The sequence below is a fragment of the Halomonas sp. NYA30 genome, assembly GCF_976980765.1.
On sequence record NZ_OZ334477.1, the window covers coordinates 1,403,616 to 1,420,539 of the forward strand.

At 53.5% G+C, this 16,924-nt stretch carries 12 protein-coding genes; 1 reads left to right on the top strand and 11 read right to left on the bottom strand.

The window, feature by feature from the left end; genetic code table 11:
- Nucleotides 1-87: 87 nt before the first annotated feature.
- Nucleotides 88-4,623, bottom strand: a complete 4,536-nt coding sequence (locus ACWI0H_RS06470; protein WP_485875563.1) for an ExeM/NucH family extracellular endonuclease — start codon at nucleotides 4,621-4,623, stop codon at nucleotides 88-90.
- Between the two features lie 215 nt (nucleotides 4,624-4,838).
- Between ACWI0H_RS06470 and ACWI0H_RS06475 the strand changes: the two genes are divergently transcribed.
- Entirely contained in the window at nucleotides 4,839-7,178 is a 2,340-nt protein-coding gene (locus tag ACWI0H_RS06475; protein ID WP_485875565.1) for a DUF4214 domain-containing protein, read from the top strand.
- Nucleotides 7,179-7,239: 61 nt separating this feature from the next.
- On the opposite strand, the gene ACWI0H_RS06480 is transcribed toward ACWI0H_RS06475, so the two are convergent.
- The 10 genes from ACWI0H_RS06480 to ACWI0H_RS06525 all read right to left on the bottom strand — a co-directional run bounded on the left by ACWI0H_RS06480 (nucleotide 7,240) and on the right by ACWI0H_RS06525 (nucleotide 16,604).
- Nucleotides 7,240-8,544 (bottom strand): glycosyltransferase, encoded by a 1,305-nt coding sequence (locus tag ACWI0H_RS06480; RefSeq protein ID WP_485875567.1) that lies wholly within the window; start codon nucleotides 8,542-8,544, stop codon nucleotides 7,240-7,242.
- Nucleotides 8,519-8,716, bottom strand: coding sequence for a hypothetical protein (locus ACWI0H_RS06485; protein ID WP_485875569.1), 198 nt, complete (start codon nucleotides 8,714-8,716; stop codon nucleotides 8,519-8,521). The genes ACWI0H_RS06480 and ACWI0H_RS06485 overlap by 26 nt, the downstream gene beginning before the upstream one ends.
- A gap of 2 nt (nucleotides 8,717-8,718) precedes the next feature.
- On the bottom strand, nucleotides 8,719-9,543 hold the full coding sequence (locus ACWI0H_RS06490; RefSeq protein ID WP_485875570.1) for a SapC family protein: 825 nt from the start codon (nucleotides 9,541-9,543) through the stop codon (nucleotides 8,719-8,721).
- 79 nt (nucleotides 9,544-9,622) lie between these two features.
- Nucleotides 9,623-10,930: a hypothetical protein gene (locus tag ACWI0H_RS06495; RefSeq protein WP_485875572.1), complete on the bottom strand. Its 1,308-nt coding sequence runs from the start codon at nucleotides 10,928-10,930 to the stop codon at nucleotides 9,623-9,625.
- 362 nt (nucleotides 10,931-11,292) lie between these two features.
- On the bottom strand, nucleotides 11,293-11,553 hold the full coding sequence (locus ACWI0H_RS06500) for a hypothetical protein (RefSeq protein ID WP_485875574.1): 261 nt from the start codon (nucleotides 11,551-11,553) through the stop codon (nucleotides 11,293-11,295).
- A gap of 262 nt (nucleotides 11,554-11,815) precedes the next feature.
- Nucleotides 11,816-12,367 (bottom strand): dTDP-4-dehydrorhamnose 3,5-epimerase, encoded by a 552-nt coding sequence (gene rfbC, locus ACWI0H_RS06505; protein ID WP_485875576.1) that lies wholly within the window; start codon nucleotides 12,365-12,367, stop codon nucleotides 11,816-11,818.
- 53 nt (nucleotides 12,368-12,420) lie between these two features.
- Complete coding sequence (gene rfbA, locus ACWI0H_RS06510; protein ID WP_485875578.1) at nucleotides 12,421-13,314, bottom strand: glucose-1-phosphate thymidylyltransferase RfbA; 894 nt, start codon at nucleotides 13,312-13,314, stop codon at nucleotides 12,421-12,423.
- 115 nt (nucleotides 13,315-13,429) lie between these two features.
- Complete coding sequence (gene rfbD / locus ACWI0H_RS06515; RefSeq protein WP_485875580.1) at nucleotides 13,430-14,302, bottom strand: dTDP-4-dehydrorhamnose reductase; 873 nt, start codon at nucleotides 14,300-14,302, stop codon at nucleotides 13,430-13,432.
- Nucleotides 14,299-15,372 carry a dTDP-glucose 4,6-dehydratase gene (gene rfbB, locus ACWI0H_RS06520; protein WP_485875582.1) on the bottom strand — a complete coding sequence of 358 codons (1,074 nt, stop codon included), beginning with the start codon at nucleotides 15,370-15,372 and terminating at the stop codon, nucleotides 14,299-14,301. Before rfbB ends, rfbD begins: the two co-directional genes overlap by 4 nt.
- A gap of 161 nt (nucleotides 15,373-15,533) precedes the next feature.
- Nucleotides 15,534-16,604, bottom strand: coding sequence for a Fic family protein (locus ACWI0H_RS06525; protein WP_485875584.1), 1,071 nt, complete (start codon nucleotides 16,602-16,604; stop codon nucleotides 15,534-15,536).
- Nucleotides 16,605-16,924: the final 320 nt, after the last annotated feature.

The window sequence follows — 16,924 nt, forward strand, 5'->3', positions numbered from 1 at the left end:
GGCTAAAAGAAATGACAGGTGCCCAAAAAAATGGCCCCCGCAAGCGGAGGCCATTGTCGTTCACTACAGCAATTGTAGCGTCAGTCGCTACATACCGATGGCTTCAACTTCAGGAACCAGATTTAGACCCACCAAAATCGGATCGTGGTCTGAGCTACGGAACGCATCATCAGCGTACAAGTTGTCATCCTGACGATCTTTGGTGTAATCAGTGTTGTAATCCAGGGCCGATGCTTCATCCGCGTTGATGTGCCAGGTCGTGGTGCCCGTTACTTGCTCAGCTAGCGTTTCACTGGCAAGGGCATGGTCCAGCGAACCCCAGAAACCATCGAAGACGTAGCTGTAATCATCATCTAGCAGCTCAAAGTCTGCATCTTTGAGAGTAGTAATGGGATCTTCCATAGCGTAGGCGTTCAAGTCACCCAGAATCAGCACGTCACTGTCAGTGCTGCCTGTTGGATTGCTCTCCAGCCAAGCTTTAAGCTCCTCGGCAGCTTCGACACGGGTGGGGTTATTGTTGGCTTGGCCATCACCAATGGCTTCTTCGCCGTTAACCACACTGCCTTTGGATTTAAAGTGGTTCACCACCACGGAGAACTCAGCGCCATCGTTGTCTTGGAAAGTCTGCATGACTGGCGCACGGTTTGCCGTCGCGAAAGCACCATCGGTCTTGGTGGCCGCACTACCAACAGCCGTTACTGCTTGGCTGTTGTAGATAACGCCTACGGCAATCGCATCGTCTCCTGGGCTAACTTCATTGCCATCCGCATCGCGAGTAACGCTGTAGGCCCAGGTAACATCTGTAATACCTTTCGCCTGTACATCCGCATTTAATGCGTTGACCAACGCAGCCAGTGCACTTCCTTCGCCAAAGCCGTTGTTCTCAATTTCCATCAAACCGACGACATCAGCACCGCTGGTATTAATCGCTTCAACGATCTTGGCTTCCTGGCGGGCGAACTCCTCGGCATTATTGGCCCCACGCGGTTCATGCTCGGTGCTGTCCAACGTAACCGTTTTGTTGCCGTTTTCGTTCAGCGTGTTGAAGTAGTTCAGCACGTTGAACGAAGCGACCGTGATACCAGCGTTGCCAAGAGCCTCTGCATCCGGTGCTGCGGGGCGGTCTGCGCCGGTAAAGTCGAGGCCATCGACGTTTTGCACCTTCCACTCTTCAAAGTTGTAATCAAGCACACCTTCGAGGGTCTGAAGCTCGTCGCCGCCACGCAGCGGGTTCGTCGCGGAAAGCTCTTCACCGTTACGACCATAGATAATTGGGTCGGTGTTTTGGGTCGAATTTGCGTCGTCGATTTTGATGGTGCGGGCTTCGGCGTCTTCAAGCCAAGCGCTATAGCCTTCCACATCAGGTGCGTTGACTTCGGTGAACTGCTCCAGGCGGCCACCCGATGACAGTGTCACTTCGCCATAGCGTCCCAACTCATAAAGCTCAGTAACGACTAACGGCTCACCGTCCAGTGCTTCGATAGCAACACGCATACCCTCAAAGGCTTCCAGGCCTTGCTGGTCAGTAAAAGGCATAACAACACGCTGACTTTCAGGCAGGGGCATCACGTCAGTCAGCACGTCCAGACTATCGCGATCAGCACTTAGCTGAGTTTTCTCGAAATATTCAGATACCTCACCGCTAATGCGGATCTGGTTCCCAGCCGAAAGCTGTGCTAACCAATCACCACTACCGCTGCCTGCGTAAACAAAGATACCTTCCGACGTCGCATCATTATCGTCGTTATCGCTATCTTCTTCTTGCAGGAAGAAACCATCCAAGCCCGGTGCCACCATCGTCACGATGCCTTCCAGGGTGACAGTCTCGCCCTCTAGCGAGCTGCTAGCGGTATCGCCCTGCACCTCGGAGATCAGCGTAATATCCACCTGCGGCTCATTGGCAACGCTAGGCGAGGCCAGCGCAGGCACATCGCTGTTATCGCCACCGGCAATGGCAGAGCTAAGTGCGCCGTTACTTTCACTCGTCGTAAAGGCTTTTAGGTCCACATCCCAGGATGCCGCGTCGAAACCGTCCGTATCAGGATAAGCTTCCATTGCCACCTGGTTACCATCAACCCGTGGATCACCTTGCCAAAGCGTGACTGCATCGCCACCGCCGCCCAGGCCAGAAGCGTCCTCGGCATAACCGATTTTCAGCGTATCGATGTTGTTTAGATTGCTCCACGCTGAACGGAACTCAGCGACGGAATCGGCACCGCCATCCACCATCACAATCGCAGACTCACCGGCAGCCAGGGTAGTTAACCCCTGAATTTCAACCGCATCGACTGGGTCGGCGCTGTCATCGTCGTAGTAAAGCGGCATGTTACTGAAATCAAGCGTCTCGTTAGAGCGGTTGGTAATTTCAAACCAGTCCGCCGTCACATCTGTGCCGCTTTGACCCGACCAAATTTCGGTAATGGCCAACCCAATATCCTGCTCGCCCGGTACATAAGGAGCGTCCATGGTGCCTAGTTGGAAATCGGTGGTGGCATTGGCAGGTAGGGCATCGTACTCAAATGACCAATTTGCCGCGTCGCCAATCGCGCTGAGCAACTCGTCTGCGGTGCCGTAACCATCGCCGGTAAATGACGCGTTACGTGCATCGCCAACGGCAACGGCCGTGACACCTGCTTCAAGACCCGGCGGAAGGGCGGAGTTATTAGAAGAATCAGCAGTTTCCTGCCAAGTGTCACTATTGGTTTGAACCGCATAGATAAATTCAGGGCTGCTAGCGTCGCCGGTGAACGCAAGAATCTGGTCACCACCTACCGAAAGGTTAAAGCCGGTATTACCTAACTCAATGCTGTTAGCCACGGTGAATTCGGCAGAATCTGCCGTATAAGTCACCACGGTTCCTGCAGCAACGCCGCCTTCAGGTGCTGTCCACTTAACGGCACCTTCATTGGCGCGGAACCCATCGCCTGCCCAGCCGGAATCGGTAAAGGTGATTTCCGCGCCTTCGCTAATCCCTTGCAGAGCAACAAACTGGAAGGTTTTTTCGGTAGCACCGACCGCCGTGATCGCAATGTCACCGGCCTGGGGCACAAAGTTCGGCAAGCTAAACTCGATGTCTGTACTGATAAAGCGCTGCTCATCAGCAGGTAGATCCTTCGACTCTTGGCCATCGTCCAGCCAATCCACCGTACCGCTGTCATACAGCACGGTCGCGGAAGCACCTGTGTCCGTCATAGTGACGTCAAAAATGGACTCAGGCTTCGCCGTCAACGCATCTGGCAGCGTATTGAGATCAACCCCGTCGATTTCACGAACGGCATGGTCGCCATCCCACAGGTAAAGACCAAAACCTACGTCGTCGTCATCGTTAACCGGGCCCGCCAGAATCAGGTAACCTTCATCGCCTGCGGGCTCAATAGAACGCACCGCACGGCCATCCAGGTCTAAACGCACGGGGTCACCAAACGCCGCTTCGCTAGCGGTGCCAGCCACCAACTCAATGGCGTTCTCTACCGGCACCAACTGGGCAAACCCGTTACCTAATGGCGCGCGCAGGCCCAGATAAAGGGTATCACCGATAAACGTGGCGCCTTCAACGTTAACCCCTAAGGAAAGGCTCAGCGCATTGTCGCCCAAACCATGGCCGTTATCGGCATCCCAGGCTCTTAACTGGCTGGCTAAATCCGTAAACTGACCTGTCACATTGATGCTTAAATTATCAGCATTCTCACCACTGACATTGGTAGCAAACAGCATCGAGCGCTGGCTGCTCTCATGCGAGCCCAACCAGTAATGGGTACCTTCATGAACCGCCACGGCTTCCAAATCCACTTCTTGAGTGTCATTCAAACCCAAGGCTCCATTGAGGTTAATCTCCGCCAACGGTGCGCCGTCGCTGTCGCGCTCATAAAGGCGCAGCACCTGATCTTCGTCATCGGCGACCAGCATTAACCCGTCACCTACTGCAATCGCTGCCGAAGCATCAGACGTGCCTGAGTGGTAGCGCTCGCCCAGGTTGAAATCAGGGTCGTCGGGCTGGGAAGGAGAGGTCGGGGCTTCCGGCTCTTCCGGCGTCGTTAACTCATTTTCAACTTTTTCCACGTAACGGTTTAACAGCGACTCGATATCGTCGACCGCCTCACCAGCGTCATCGCCAAGCAGCGGCGTTAATACTCTGACAGCGGCCTGTTCCACGCTTTCATTGCTGTTTATAAACGCGGAAGCAAGGGCGTCGCGGGGCATTCCTTCTGCCAGCATGGACAGCCAGTAGTTCAACCCTTCGGCATCGGGGTCACGGTTAACAACACTGCCATACAGCTGTTCAAGCCAGGCAGCGTCATCTAAATTCGAAATAGTCGTTTCAAACTCAACGGATGCCTCAAAGCTATTGGCAATCTCGTCAATGGCGACGCCATTACGAAACTCATTGACCCAATAAGCGAGGCCAGAAGGGTCAGCGGGCCGCAAAAACTGAACGTTATAAAGATCGATAATCGGCTGGACTTCTTGCTGAAACTCAGTGCTTGCCATCATCGAATTAATAACGGAATCCGCATTGAATTCGCCGCTATCCAGTCGATCAGCCCAGTAATTAACACCAGCTTCGTCAGGCTCGCGTAATAAGAAATCACGATATAACGTAGAAACAAGCTCAAAATTCGTCATTGTCACAGCCGCCTTTGGGTCAATAGAGAGACCTAACCTATGGCCAGGGGATGGCAATTAAATGACGCTAGCATTTTGTTTTTATGACGGTTTTATTATCCCTCTTATTTTTACAAGCAGGTATCATTTTTATTTAAATTGTCATGTTTCTGCAATGGTTGGTTGCGTAATCTCTCATGTGCCGAATATCGCCAATGTTTAATAAGGGAACTGCCATGAGTAACTTTCAGCTTCAACTTCTGCACGCAGCCGATATGGAAGGGGGCGGTGGGGATCTGCTAAACGCTCCCAACTTCATTTCTATCGTCGATCACTTGGAAGACCAGTACGCCAACTCGTTGTTTGTTAGCTCGGGCGATTTAGTACTGCCTGGCCCTTACTTGAACGCCGCGGGCGACTCAAGCCTGCAAGCGGCTTTCCAAGCAGCGGTAGAAGAGATTTATGGGCTGGAAGCTGGCTCAATGAGTGGTATTACGGCAGCCTCTGGGCGTCTTGAAACGCTGCTAATGGACTTGGCAGATGCCGCCGCAGTCACGCTCGGTAACCACGAGTTCGACCTAGGCACCGACCTGATCGCTGCCATGATCGCCCCGGTGGTTAACGGCGCAACAGCAGCAGAAGTAGAGTGGCTGGGTTCACAGTTCCCTTACCTCTCAGCCAACCTGGATTTCTCTGGCGATGCCGCGCTAAGCGAGCTGGCGACTAGCGAACTGTCCAGCCAAGACGCTTTCCAGGCAACCTTGGATGAACTACTCGCAGGGGCCACCCCTCCCAAACTGGCCCCCGCCGTGATTGCAGAGCGTGGCGGTGAGCAAATCGGCATTATCGGTGTCACCACCCAAATTCTGGAAAGCATCTCCTCACCAGGCGGTGTTGATGTGCTTACCGGCGGCAGCAACGACATGCAGGCGCTGGCCGACCTTATTCAGCCCGTCATTGATGACCTGCAGGCGCAAGGCATCAACAAAATCATTCTCAGCTCGCACCTTCAGCAAATTCAGTTCGAAGAAGAGCTGGCGACCCTGCTGGATGGCGTAGACATCGTCATGGCCGGTGGTTCCAACAGCCTGCTGGCAGACCAGGAAGATCAGGATCGCGGCCTGTTCCCTGGCGCCGGTGAGCCCTACGATACCTACCCGATTGTGACCCAAGACGCTTCCGGCAACGATGTGGTCGTTGTGAACACCGACGGTGGCTGGCGCTACGTGGCCGAGCTGGTCGTCGAGTTCGATGAACAGGGTCGCGTTATTGCCGACTCCATCGATGAAAACTCGTCAGGTGTCTACGCCACTACCGATGAGCAGGTAGAAGCGCTATGGGGTGATCTGGAAAGCGCCTTTGCCGAAGGTACCAAAGGCAATGTGGCCGAAGAACTGGTGGGTGCCGTAGGTGACTTTGTTGCCGAACAGGACGGCAATATCCTCGGATTAACCGACGTGTATCTGGTAGGGGAGCGGGGAGCAGTACGTACCGAAGAGACCAACCTGGGTAACCTGACAGCCGATGCCAACCTCTGGTACGCCAAACAGCAGGACGCCGAGGTGCTGGTCTCGTTCAAAAACGGCGGCGGTATTCGTGAGCCGATTGGTGATGTGGTCGTGGAAGGAAGCGACAGCGAGCCTAGCTACCAAGCGCCAGGGGCTAACGACGTTATCGGCAAGCCGGAAGGGGGGGTATCACAGTTGGATGCCGCGTCATCGCTACGCTTCAATAACGACCTGACCATCATCAGCATCACCCGCAGCACGCTGCTAGACGTGCTTGAGCACGCCGTGGCCGCGTCAGCGCCGGGTGTTACTGCTGGTCAATTTGCCCAGGTCGGCGGCATTCAATACAGCTTTGATGTGAGCCAGCCCGCTGGCGAGCGCATCCAGAATGCGGTCATCGTCAATGAAGATGGCAGCGCCAACGATGTGCTGGTGGCCAATGGCCGCTTGGTCGGCAACGCCGAAGAAACCATCAAGGTGGTGACTCTTGGCTTCCTGGCCGACGGTGGCGACGGCTACCCGCTGGGTGAAGGCAGCTATCAAGACCGCGTGGACCTAATGGAAGCCTTTGCAGACGATGGCCAATTCACCTTCGCCGACAAAGGCACCGAGCAGGATGCCTTCGCTGAATACATGGCCAGCATGTTCAGTGAAATGCCATTCAGCGAAGAAGAAACCCCCGCTAGCGAAGACCTGCGCATTCAAAACCTCGACGAGCGTAGCGATGCGGTCTTCGATGAGCCGGTTGACCCGCTACTACGCCTATATGACGCCGCCTTCGACCGCGCAGCAGACGGAACAGGCTTGGGCTACTGGACAAATCAGAGTGATGACATGGGCGTCGCCGCTATTGCCAATAGCTTTATCGCTTCCCAAGAGTTCATTCAACTGCACGGCGAGCTAGACCAAAGCGGCTTTGTTGACCTGATGTACGCCAATGTACTGGAACGCGAAGCAGATGCGCCCGGTAAAGCCTACTGGGTAGGGCTATTGGAAGCCGGTGTTGAACAAGGAGCCGTTATGGTCGGCATCTCAGAATCCGATGAAAGCCTGCAGCTGTTTTCATAAATAAAATTAATAAATAAAGATATTAACAAAAGTTAATGCAAGGTGTACGAACCCCAGGCGGCTAACAAGCCGCCTGGGGCTTTTGCTTCTCTAGCAGGGAATCGATAAGCGCAAGCTGGGCAGGTAAACAGCGGCTGTGTAAATCGTACTGCGCTATCACCGTTTCGCGGGCCTGTTCGCCTAGTAAGCGCGCCGCGTCAGGCTGCAGCAAACAGTATGAAATCTGTTCCACCAGCGCCTGCTGATCAAAAAAATCAACCAGCAACCCGTTCTCACCGTGGGTAATCACCTCGCGTACCGGGGCGCTGTCGGAGCCGATCACCGGGGCGGCGCAGCTCATCGCCTCCAGCAATGACCAGGAAAGCACGAAAGGGTAGGTAAGGTAGACGTGGGCGCGGCTCAATTGCATCAGCCCTATCAGCGTGTTGTGGGGCACTCGGCCTAAAAAATGTACCCGCTTCGGGTCAAGCTGGCGGCCAACCTCCTCCAAATAATGCTGCTTCCAGCTCCCGCTTTCAGGCGGAGCCCCATAGCTCACGCCATCGCCCCCCACGATTAAAACGTGAACATCGGGGTGCTTCTCAAGCAGGGCAGGCAACGCCCGCATAAACACGTGATAGCCCCGGAGAGGCTCTAAATCACGGTTAAAGAACGTCACGACGTTATCGTGACGAGTCAGCGTTAAACCGTCCCCCAACGTGATGAAAACATCGGCTTTGGGCACAAAGCGATTGGTATCAATACCTTCATGGATAACGCTTAACTTATCGTGATATGCCGATGGATGGGTGTCGCGCTGAAAATTGGTAGGGCATACCCCATGGTCCACCTGATCAAGCATCCATAGGGGCCACAGGTTTTTAAGCCGTGCCTTGGTGCGTAGCGCATTGCTAGGAGGAAATTCAGGGTCGAAGTCGAGATCGCTCTGGTGGGTGTGATAAAAAAACTCAAACCAGCCCAGCTGTAGCGCCTCTGGAAAAATATCCGTAATGCCCAGCATGTCACCCCAGCCGGTATGGCCAATCACCAGCGTCGGCTGCCAGCCTTCCGCTTGCCATTGATACAAAATGGGCTCGACGGATCGGCCGCGGATGATCTTGCTATCCAGCGAATGCAACCAGGGGTCCAACGTGGCAGGATTACCGCGAACAAAGGTGGCGTAGGTCACAGCAACGCCCGTTTCACTGGTCGCGGTACTAAAGGAAATAGCCCGAACGTCGGCCCCTACCTGCTGTAGTGCGGGGGCTAAATGGCGAAACTGACCGGGAAAATTAGGGTGCATAATCAGCACCCGGGCATGTGGCAATAAACTCAAAATAAAGCCTTTTAATAACGCATCGTCAACGACGCCAATGTAGATAGGCATAGCGGAAAATGCCTAACAACGCCCACACCAGCACAGTGCCGGCAACAGCATAAACCAGCCACTGGAGCCAGCCCTGCAACTGCGACCCTTCACGAGCGATGATATGGGCGGAAAATAGCGCGCAGAACCGCAAAAACAAAAACTGTGGGGTGGGCACACGGTTCCACAACACGCTTAATTCCCAAAATCAAAAAGTTGGTCGTCATCCTCCTCATCCAGCAACGCCTCGATATTGGTCTGTTCTGACAAGTGGCGCTGCCATTCACTGTGCAGGCGATACCGGCGACCCACGTGCTGTAAACGCTGTTCCGAAAACAGCTGCGCATAGGCAATCGAAAGCGCCCCCGAAACCGCCAGTTCGCGCAGGGTTTCAGCAGGTAACGCTTTCAGCTTCGCCTCGTTGATCCGGTGAAGACCCTTAACATCTTGGGCTGATTCCGCTTCGCTTACGTGGCTTTCGCTATGGCTTAAATGCACCGCCCAAGGCTCGATTACCCCGGCGGACGCCAACTCTGTTACACACTGATGGGTCATTAAGCGGTTTTTTTCAAACGCATTAATGAATGTTTTAACCGCTGCCAAGCTCTCGCTCAGCTCGCCGTCATCGGTAAAAAGCGGTTCATCTTCGTCGCTGCACTGCTCTTTAAAGCATCCCTGGGATGTGTCAACGCAAAGCGCCGTTTGCGTGGTGCTGCCAATGGCCAGCATTCGGAAAGGGTAGCTGCGGTAAAAAGCCGGAATATATTGACCCAACCAGCGGCCATCCGGTGCCACATACACATTACGGCCAGGCTGCAGTGACTGCACCGCCACTAATTGAAAAGGTGCTTCTTCATCAGCATGCACAAAGGCCAAGGGCATACTGGTCAGCACGTGGGAAAGCTCTGCCATCACCACGGGTGCCACCACATCATCGGCGGCATAAAAATAACGGGCAGGGCGCTTCCAACCCGCATTACGGTGCTTCAACGGGCTAATCGGCTGGTAATCAAGTGGCATCCTGTGCTCCTAAGTAACATCAACGTAAACAAGCGGCTTTAAATATCCGCCTACAGCGGGATAGCTATCAACACAGCGCTTAGCCGGCTTTCTTCGCCAACTGGCTCACTTGTGCCCTAGCACGGGTAAACGTCTGGCGGGCATTCCCCATTGCAGCTTGGTATTCGCGGTTAGTGAGGAAATAACGTTCCAACTCTTCCTGAACCTGATGGAGCTGGCTTAACAACAAGTCATTTTCCTCCTGTAGCTCGCTTTGCTCTGCTTGCTGCTGCGATAAGCGCGTTTCAGAAGTCTGCAGTTTCTGCGCTACGTCATCTAGTGCCTTTTGATGCTGCTGCGCTGTTGTCTGCACCTGGTTGGCTTGCTGCTTGGCTAACTGGTCACGCTCGTTCTTTGCTTTATCCAGCGCGGCTTGCTGTTCAGCAAGGCGCTTCTGCAATTGGCTCACGTCATCCTGTAAGGTCTTTTCGCGCTGCTCCAGCGTTTGCTGTTTTAAAAAGTACGTTTCCAGCTCTTCCTGCACGTGGTGTAACTGAGCCAGCAATAGCGCGTTTTCTTCTTCCACCTCTTCCCGCTCGCGCTGGCTTGCCTGCTGCTGGGTGCGTAGTGCAACTAATTCCTGCTCGTGCTCTTCCTGTGCTTTCTTATGCTGGCTTACCAACGAGCTATATTGCGTTTCGCACTGCTGCGCATAAGCGGTTTGCTCCGCCACTTGCTCGTTTGCCTGTTCCGCCCGTTGGCGTTGCTGGCTTACCTGCTCACGAAGTGCCGGTGCCCCACACCCAGCATGTAAAAGCGGTAATAAAAGTGGCCAATTTACGTGGGTGTTGGCCAAGGAATCACGAAACAAGGGAGCCGCCCCTTCAGGCAACCAGGCAGCCGCTTCCAGGGTTTCAAACACCTCCCAAGCGGATTCCAACGCCTGGCTATCGGGCAACATATCAAGATGTATTTTTGCCAACATGGTGGCCAGCTCAGAGTCAGCCGCCGAGGCGAGCAGTGGCAAATCGTGTAGTGTTTCTTGATCAGCCGCTTGATCCAAAGAGGCGAGAAAACGCGGCAACTGGCTGGCCCGCACAAACTGTAACTGAGGCCCTAGCAGGCGGCGTAACTGCAGTACCTGGCGCTGGGCCTCTACCCACGCCAGCCAATGCTGTTCGGAAGGCGCCTCGGGTTGCATCAACGCCCATTCCCACGGTGCCATGAAACACCATACCCAGCACTGTTCTCCCTCGTGCTGGCGAACCGCTTCGTGCCATGCCTGGCTTGGCATAACAGCAACGCCAGCGCTGCCCGTAGTTGCTTCGGCAAGCGTCTCAACAGCTGGGGGCATACTGCTCACGTTGATCGGTAACGGTTCGGATAACGAAGCTGCAGTTAATGGCATGATGGATCCTTAAAAAACGAGATAAATAAAATCGCAAAGAGCAGATAAAGAATTAAAGGGGCGCTAGCTAAGGCTGCCTTCACTGCAATGGTTCTTGACATTGTGAGAAGGTACGACGGAGCAATCTCAAGCTAGCGATAGGATGATATAAAGAAGAATAATTAACCACTCTATGAATTGTTTGAACGCTTAGTAGTGTTGTTTAAGGTGACTCGATCCTTATCTTGTCGCGTGGCCAATTTAAACGAACTCTTTTTTTTATAACAAGGAAATTTCAGTATTAATATATTTGCCTAATGGCACATTTTGACTAATTAAATAACGAGCAAGCGTTGTTTTTCCTGGCCCATTAGGTCCTGCGATTAATCTAAGTCTTGGCATAAGTAAGCCCTTAAATCAAAAGGCTTTTTTGGTGCCACTGCCTTTATAACCTTTTCCGTTTTATCAGCACTGACTTTTACAATGTTACCGTTTTTTACATAAACCACAGGCACACCACGCTCAAGCTGCTGCTTTATTGCTGTGTGTGAAGCATTGCGTGCATAGCCTTGTAGTTTGCGGGTGTCTTCCATGGGATCTTTACGCGGATGCTTGCGTATACGGCTCGGTGTTTTAGGCGTCATTTACTTACACCTCACTCGGTTGGAATACTTGCTCTTCTTGCTCAAGCATAACATGGAGCCCCACCACACTGTGATTATGGGTTAAGGAAAAACCCAAACAATCAAGCCTTTTGTCTTGACTTTTCATGGCAATCTTACTTCTGCTGTCCCGCGTCCTGGGACACGGGACAGCAGTCAAGTAGGACTAAAGGTAAGTCAACAGGCACGTGTGAGAAATAACAGTGTTGTCTGACACCATGACACCCAAGCATGAAACGTCGCATCAAAACACAGGCGCATCGGCCCATGCCAGTGCCTGCGCTTGGTCATCTTTGGCAGAAAGGGTGGGGGGCTTGGCATCCACTAACGGCCATACGATACCTATTTTGGGATCATCCCAGCGCAGCGAATACTCATCGCCGGGGTTGTAGTAATCGGTGCATTTATACTGAAACTCAGCTTCTTCACTGGTGACATAAAAACCATGGGCGAAGCCGGGTGGTAGCCAGAGTATCTGGCTGTTTTCTGCACTGAGGTAAACCCCCGCCCACTGCCCAAAGGTCGGGCTGTTTTGGCGTAGATCCACTGCCACGTCGAACACTTCCCCTTGGGTGACGCGTACCAGTTTGCCCTGGGGCTTTTCCAGCTGGTAATGCAGGCCACGCAGGATGCCTTGTCTCGATTTGCTGTGGTTATCCTGCACAAAGGTAAACTGGCCGCAGTGGGCGTCAAATTCGCTCTGGCGAAAGGTCTCCATAAAAAAGCCGCGCGAATCACCTAACACCTTGGGGGTTAACAACCACACATCGGGAATACGTAACTGCTCAAACAACATTGCTATTACCTTGAATCGGTAGCGATTAACGAATTGCCCTTAATGATTCGCCATTAACGTTGGCCGGGGGCGGAAGGGGCGGCCAGCAGGCGCTGCAAGTATTGCCCATAGCCGGTTTTCGCCAGCGCTTCGGCCTGTGCCGCTAAGGCATCACAGCTTAACCAGCCGTTGTGCCAGCCAATTTCTTCCAGGCACGCCACCTTCAAGCCCTGGCGGTGCTCAATGGTTTGCACATACTGGCTGGCTTCCAGCAGGCTATCGTGGGTGCCGGTATCCAGCCAGGCAAAGCCCCGCCCAAAACGCTCCACCTGCAAATCACCACGCTGCAAATAAGCGTTATTGATACTGGTGATTTCCAACTCACCACGGGCAGAAGGAGTTACCTGCCTGGCGATTTCCACCACATCGTTATCGTAAAAATACAGGCCGGTCACCGCGTAGTCCGATTTTGGCTGCGTGGGTTTTTCTTCAATGCCCAACGCATTGTCGTTTTCATCAAACTCGATCACACCAAAGCGTTCAGGGTCTTTTACCCAATAGCCGAAAATGGTAGCGCCGCTGGGCTGCTGGCTGGCGCGTAACAGCTTTTCGGTGAAATGCTGCCCATGAAAGATGTTGTCCCCCAGCACCAAGCAGACCGGGTCGCTGCCAATAAAGGATTCGCCAATCAAAAACGCCTGCGCCAACCCTTCCGGGCGTGGTTGTTCCGCGTACTCAAAGGTCACGCCAAACTGCTTGCCACTGCCCAATAGGTTGCGGTACTGCGGTAAATCCTGAGGCGTGGAGATAATCAAAATGTCACGAATTCCCGCCAGCATCAGCACCGAGATGGGGTAATAAATCATCGGTTTGTCGTAAATGGGTAGTAGCTGTTTAGACACACCCAGGGTAATAGGGTGAAGGCGGGTGCCGGTTCCCCCCGCTAAAATGATCCCTTTGCGGCGCATTCAACAAAACTCCTGTGTAGGTTGGCGCTTCACTTGGCATTAAGGGTTGTACGAAAAACGGCTCACCCACGCCGATTTTTCAAACAAACCCTGGCACAAGGCCTAAGTACAACGCCTAAAACAGATAGCGCTCTTCCAAGGTGTTAACAAGCTGCAAGCGCCAGCTAGGTAACACAATGCCCAATGCCGCTTCTATTTTGCTGACCGACAAGCGCGAGTTATGAGGCCGCTGGGCAGGCGTTGGGTAAGCCGCGGTGGTAATCGCCGTTAGCTGCTCTTCGCCCATGGTGAGCGGGATATCCAGCGTTTTGGCATGCTCGAAAATAGCCCATGCGAAACCAAACCAACTGGTGGTGCCACGCGGCGCAAGGTGATAAAGGCCGCTTTCGATGCCCTTATTAATCGCTAACAGCGTCACCAACGCAATCAAGCGCGCTGGGGTAGGCGCACCGACTTGATCATCCACCACCGAAAGCGCTTTGCGTTGCGCACCCAAGCGCAGCATGGTGTTCATGAAATTATAGCCACGGGCGGCGTACACCCAGCTAGTGCGAAAAATCAGGTGAGGGCAGCCACTGCGCTGAATGGCTTGATCACCTGCCAGCTTGGTGTGGCCATAAACATTCAACGGGGCCGGGGTGGCGCTTTCTTCCCACGGGGCCGAGCCCGTGCCGGGGTAAACGTAATCGGTCGAGTAGTGCACCAGCAGAATGTTCTGCTGCGCCGCATAGGCTGCCAACTGCTCGGGCAACTGCGCATTCAAGCGCTGTGCCAACTCAGGGGTCTCTTCTGCGCCATCCACATCGGTAAACGCGGCGGTATTCACGATTAGGCTAGGCCGGTGTTCATCAAGCCAGGCATCTACCGCGACGGCATTGGTCAGATCGAGTTCCAGGCGCGAGGGCGCTCGTACATCTCCTAAACAACACAGCTGGCGCTGTAGCTCAAAACCGACTTGCCCACTCCCACCGGTTACTAAAATCTTCACTCCACCACTCCTAAACGTTCTCCCTGGTAACCGTTATGCTTGGCTGCCTGCCACCAGTGTTGATTGTTTAAATACCACTGCACGGTCTTACGTAAGCCGGATTCAAACGTTTCAATCGGTACCCAGCCAATCTCCCGCGCCATTTTGCTCGCATCGATGGCATAGCGCAGGTCATGGCCTGGGCGGTCTTCCACGAACGTGATTAACTCGCGGTGGGTGCTCCTTCCTGCTAAATGCGCCGTGCCCAACTGTTCATCGAGTAAGGCGCAAATCGTTTCCACCACCGTCAGATTAGACTGCTCGTTATGGCCGCCAATATTGTAAGTCTCGCCCACACCGCCGTTCGCCAGCACCGCCAGCAGCGCACGGGCGTGGTCTTCCACGTATAACCAATCACGCACCTGCTGGCCATTGCCGTAAACCGGCATCGGCTTACCGGCCATACCATTCAGGATCATCAGCGGGACCAGCTTTTCAGGAAAATGGTACGGCCCATAGTTATTCGAACAATTGGTAATCAAGGTGGGCAGGCCGTAAGTACGGTGCCAAGCACGCACCAAGTGGTCTGCGCTTGCCTTACTGGCCGAATAGGGCGAGCTAGGCGCGTACGGCGTGTGTTCGGTAAAAAGGCTATCAGGCCCTTCTAAATCGCCATATACCTCATCGGTCGAGACATGATGAAAGCGAAAGGCAGCCGCTTTCTGTGGCGCGCTTTGCTGCAACCCCTTCCAATAATGGCGGGCCACCTCAAGTAGCACCGCCGTACCCACAATATTGGTATGAATAAAGGCCGCCGGGCCATCAATCGAGCGGTCTACATGGCTTTCCGCCGCCAAGTGCATCACGGCATCGGGCTGATACTGCTCAAACACCTGGTGCATTGCCTGGGAATCGCTAATGTCCGCCTGTACAAAGGCATAACGATCACTGCCTGCCACCGGTTCAAGCGACATCAGGTTACCCGCGTAGGTGAGCTTATCCACATTCACCACAAAGTGGTCGCCGTGTTGAATAAGCTCGCGTACTACCGCAGAGCCAATAAAGCCTGCACCGCCGGTTACCAATATCATGATGTAAAAATTCCTGGGTGATCAATAGCGTTTCGACGTTTACGAGGGCAACGGAGTGCGCTGTGCCGTTGCGAAGAGGCACGACAAAGCAATCCCAAAGCCTGTGGCCTTCCAGCACCAGCGTGCTTCACTGCGTTCGTATACAGAAGGGAGATGAACGGTTAGGCGCGCTCAAGGAAGAGTGCCATCAACGGTGTATTGATGTAATAGTTGCTGCGGCCGACCTTGGTTTTGTCCAGTAGGCTGCTGCTGACCAACTCATCCAAATATTTGGTAGCGGTGATACGGCTGACGGCTAAATCTTCCATCACGAACTCGATTTTTGTATATGGGTGATTGAACAGATTGTTCAGCAGTTCCTGCCGGTAGATTTTGGGGCATTCATCACGCATCCGGTGTTTGGTGTGCTGCATCAGCTCGCGGATTTGACCAATCAGTTCAATGGTTTGCTGAGCGGTTTGGCTGATACCTTCCAGCATATAAAGCAGCCACGGCTCCCAGCTACCGGTATCGCGCACGGCTTGTAATTGCCGGTAGTAGTCCGCCTTGGTCTGGATCAAATAGCGGCTTAGATACAAAACGGGCAGATCGAGAAGGTTTTTGGCGACCAGGTAAAGCATGTTGATGATACGCCCGGTCCGGCCGTTGCCATCATAGAACGGATGAACACTTTCGAACTGATGGTGGATGATGGCCATTTTGACGAGCGGGTCTGCATCGCACCGTTCGTCATCATTGATGTAGTCAACCAAGTTGCTCATCAACGATTTAATTTCGTGGGCTGACTGAGGCGGCTCATAGACAACCTCACCCGTTGCCTGATTCTTCAATGCAGTGCCCGGTAGCTTTCTGAAGCCGGCATTGTTGTTTTCGAGCGTCTCCTGAATCAGGAGAATGTCATTCAGACGAATCAGCCGAGACTGCCGAACGCTGCGGAACCCCGCTCGCAGTGCGGTGGCATAATCCTGCACCTCTTTGGTTTGCGGTGAGACGCTGGCCTGATCGGCCACGACAGCGCGATAGAGATCATCCTGTGTAGTGATGATATTTTCGATTTCGGAGCTGTGTCGGGCTTCTTGCAAGGTCAACGTGTTGATTAAGATTTCTTCATTGGGAATGGTCGCTGCCACGCCTTTTAGCTCTGCCAAGTAGCGATGTGCCTCCGCTACTTTTTTCAGCACGGGGCGCGTTTCCCACTGTTCGATGTGTTCAAGGGGCAGCGTTGGCAGCACGAGGCATCACTTATTATTTAATGTATAGAAAAACAAAAAATCTATACATATCCGGATGGATATGCAAAGGAAAAGGCACTTTTCTTTGCATGTGAAGCTATAAATGTATAAATAAAGGCAAAATCTAGCTATTTGCTACGGCCACTTAGCCCGAGCCATTCGAAGCGGCCAACATGGCCCATTTAATCACTCTGCTATGGCCACTTGGGACTAAAAGCGACACGCCGTAGCTGGCTTTTCCCACGCAGCGCGTAAAGCATCGCCCAGTCGGGCGGTGATACAAGCGCGCGCCGCGCAGCGGTGCTGTACAGGGCAATCGC

Coding starts and splice junctions, on each gene's coding strand:
- ACWI0H_RS06470 (WP_485875563.1), bottom strand. CDS start 4,623: ATGACGAATTTTGAGCTTGTTTCTACGTTATATCGTGATTTCTTATTA.
- ACWI0H_RS06475 (WP_485875565.1), top strand. CDS start 4,839: ATGAGTAACTTTCAGCTTCAACTTCTGCACGCAGCCGATATGGAAGGG.
- ACWI0H_RS06480 (WP_485875567.1), bottom strand. CDS start 8,544: ATGCCTATCTACATTGGCGTCGTTGACGATGCGTTATTAAAAGGCTTT.
- ACWI0H_RS06490 (WP_485875570.1), bottom strand. CDS start 9,543: ATGCCACTTGATTACCAGCCGATTAGCCCGTTGAAGCACCGTAATGCG.
- ACWI0H_RS06495 (WP_485875572.1), bottom strand. CDS start 10,930: ATGCCATTAACTGCAGCTTCGTTATCCGAACCGTTACCGATCAACGTG.
- ACWI0H_RS06500 (WP_485875574.1), bottom strand. CDS start 11,553: ATGACGCCTAAAACACCGAGCCGTATACGCAAGCATCCGCGTAAAGAT.
- rfbC (WP_485875576.1), bottom strand. CDS start 12,367: ATGTTGTTTGAGCAGTTACGTATTCCCGATGTGTGGTTGTTAACCCCC.
- rfbA (WP_485875578.1), bottom strand. CDS start 13,314: ATGCGCCGCAAAGGGATCATTTTAGCGGGGGGAACCGGCACCCGCCTT.
- rfbB (WP_485875582.1), bottom strand. CDS start 15,372: ATGATATTGGTAACCGGCGGTGCAGGCTTTATTGGCTCTGCGGTAGTA.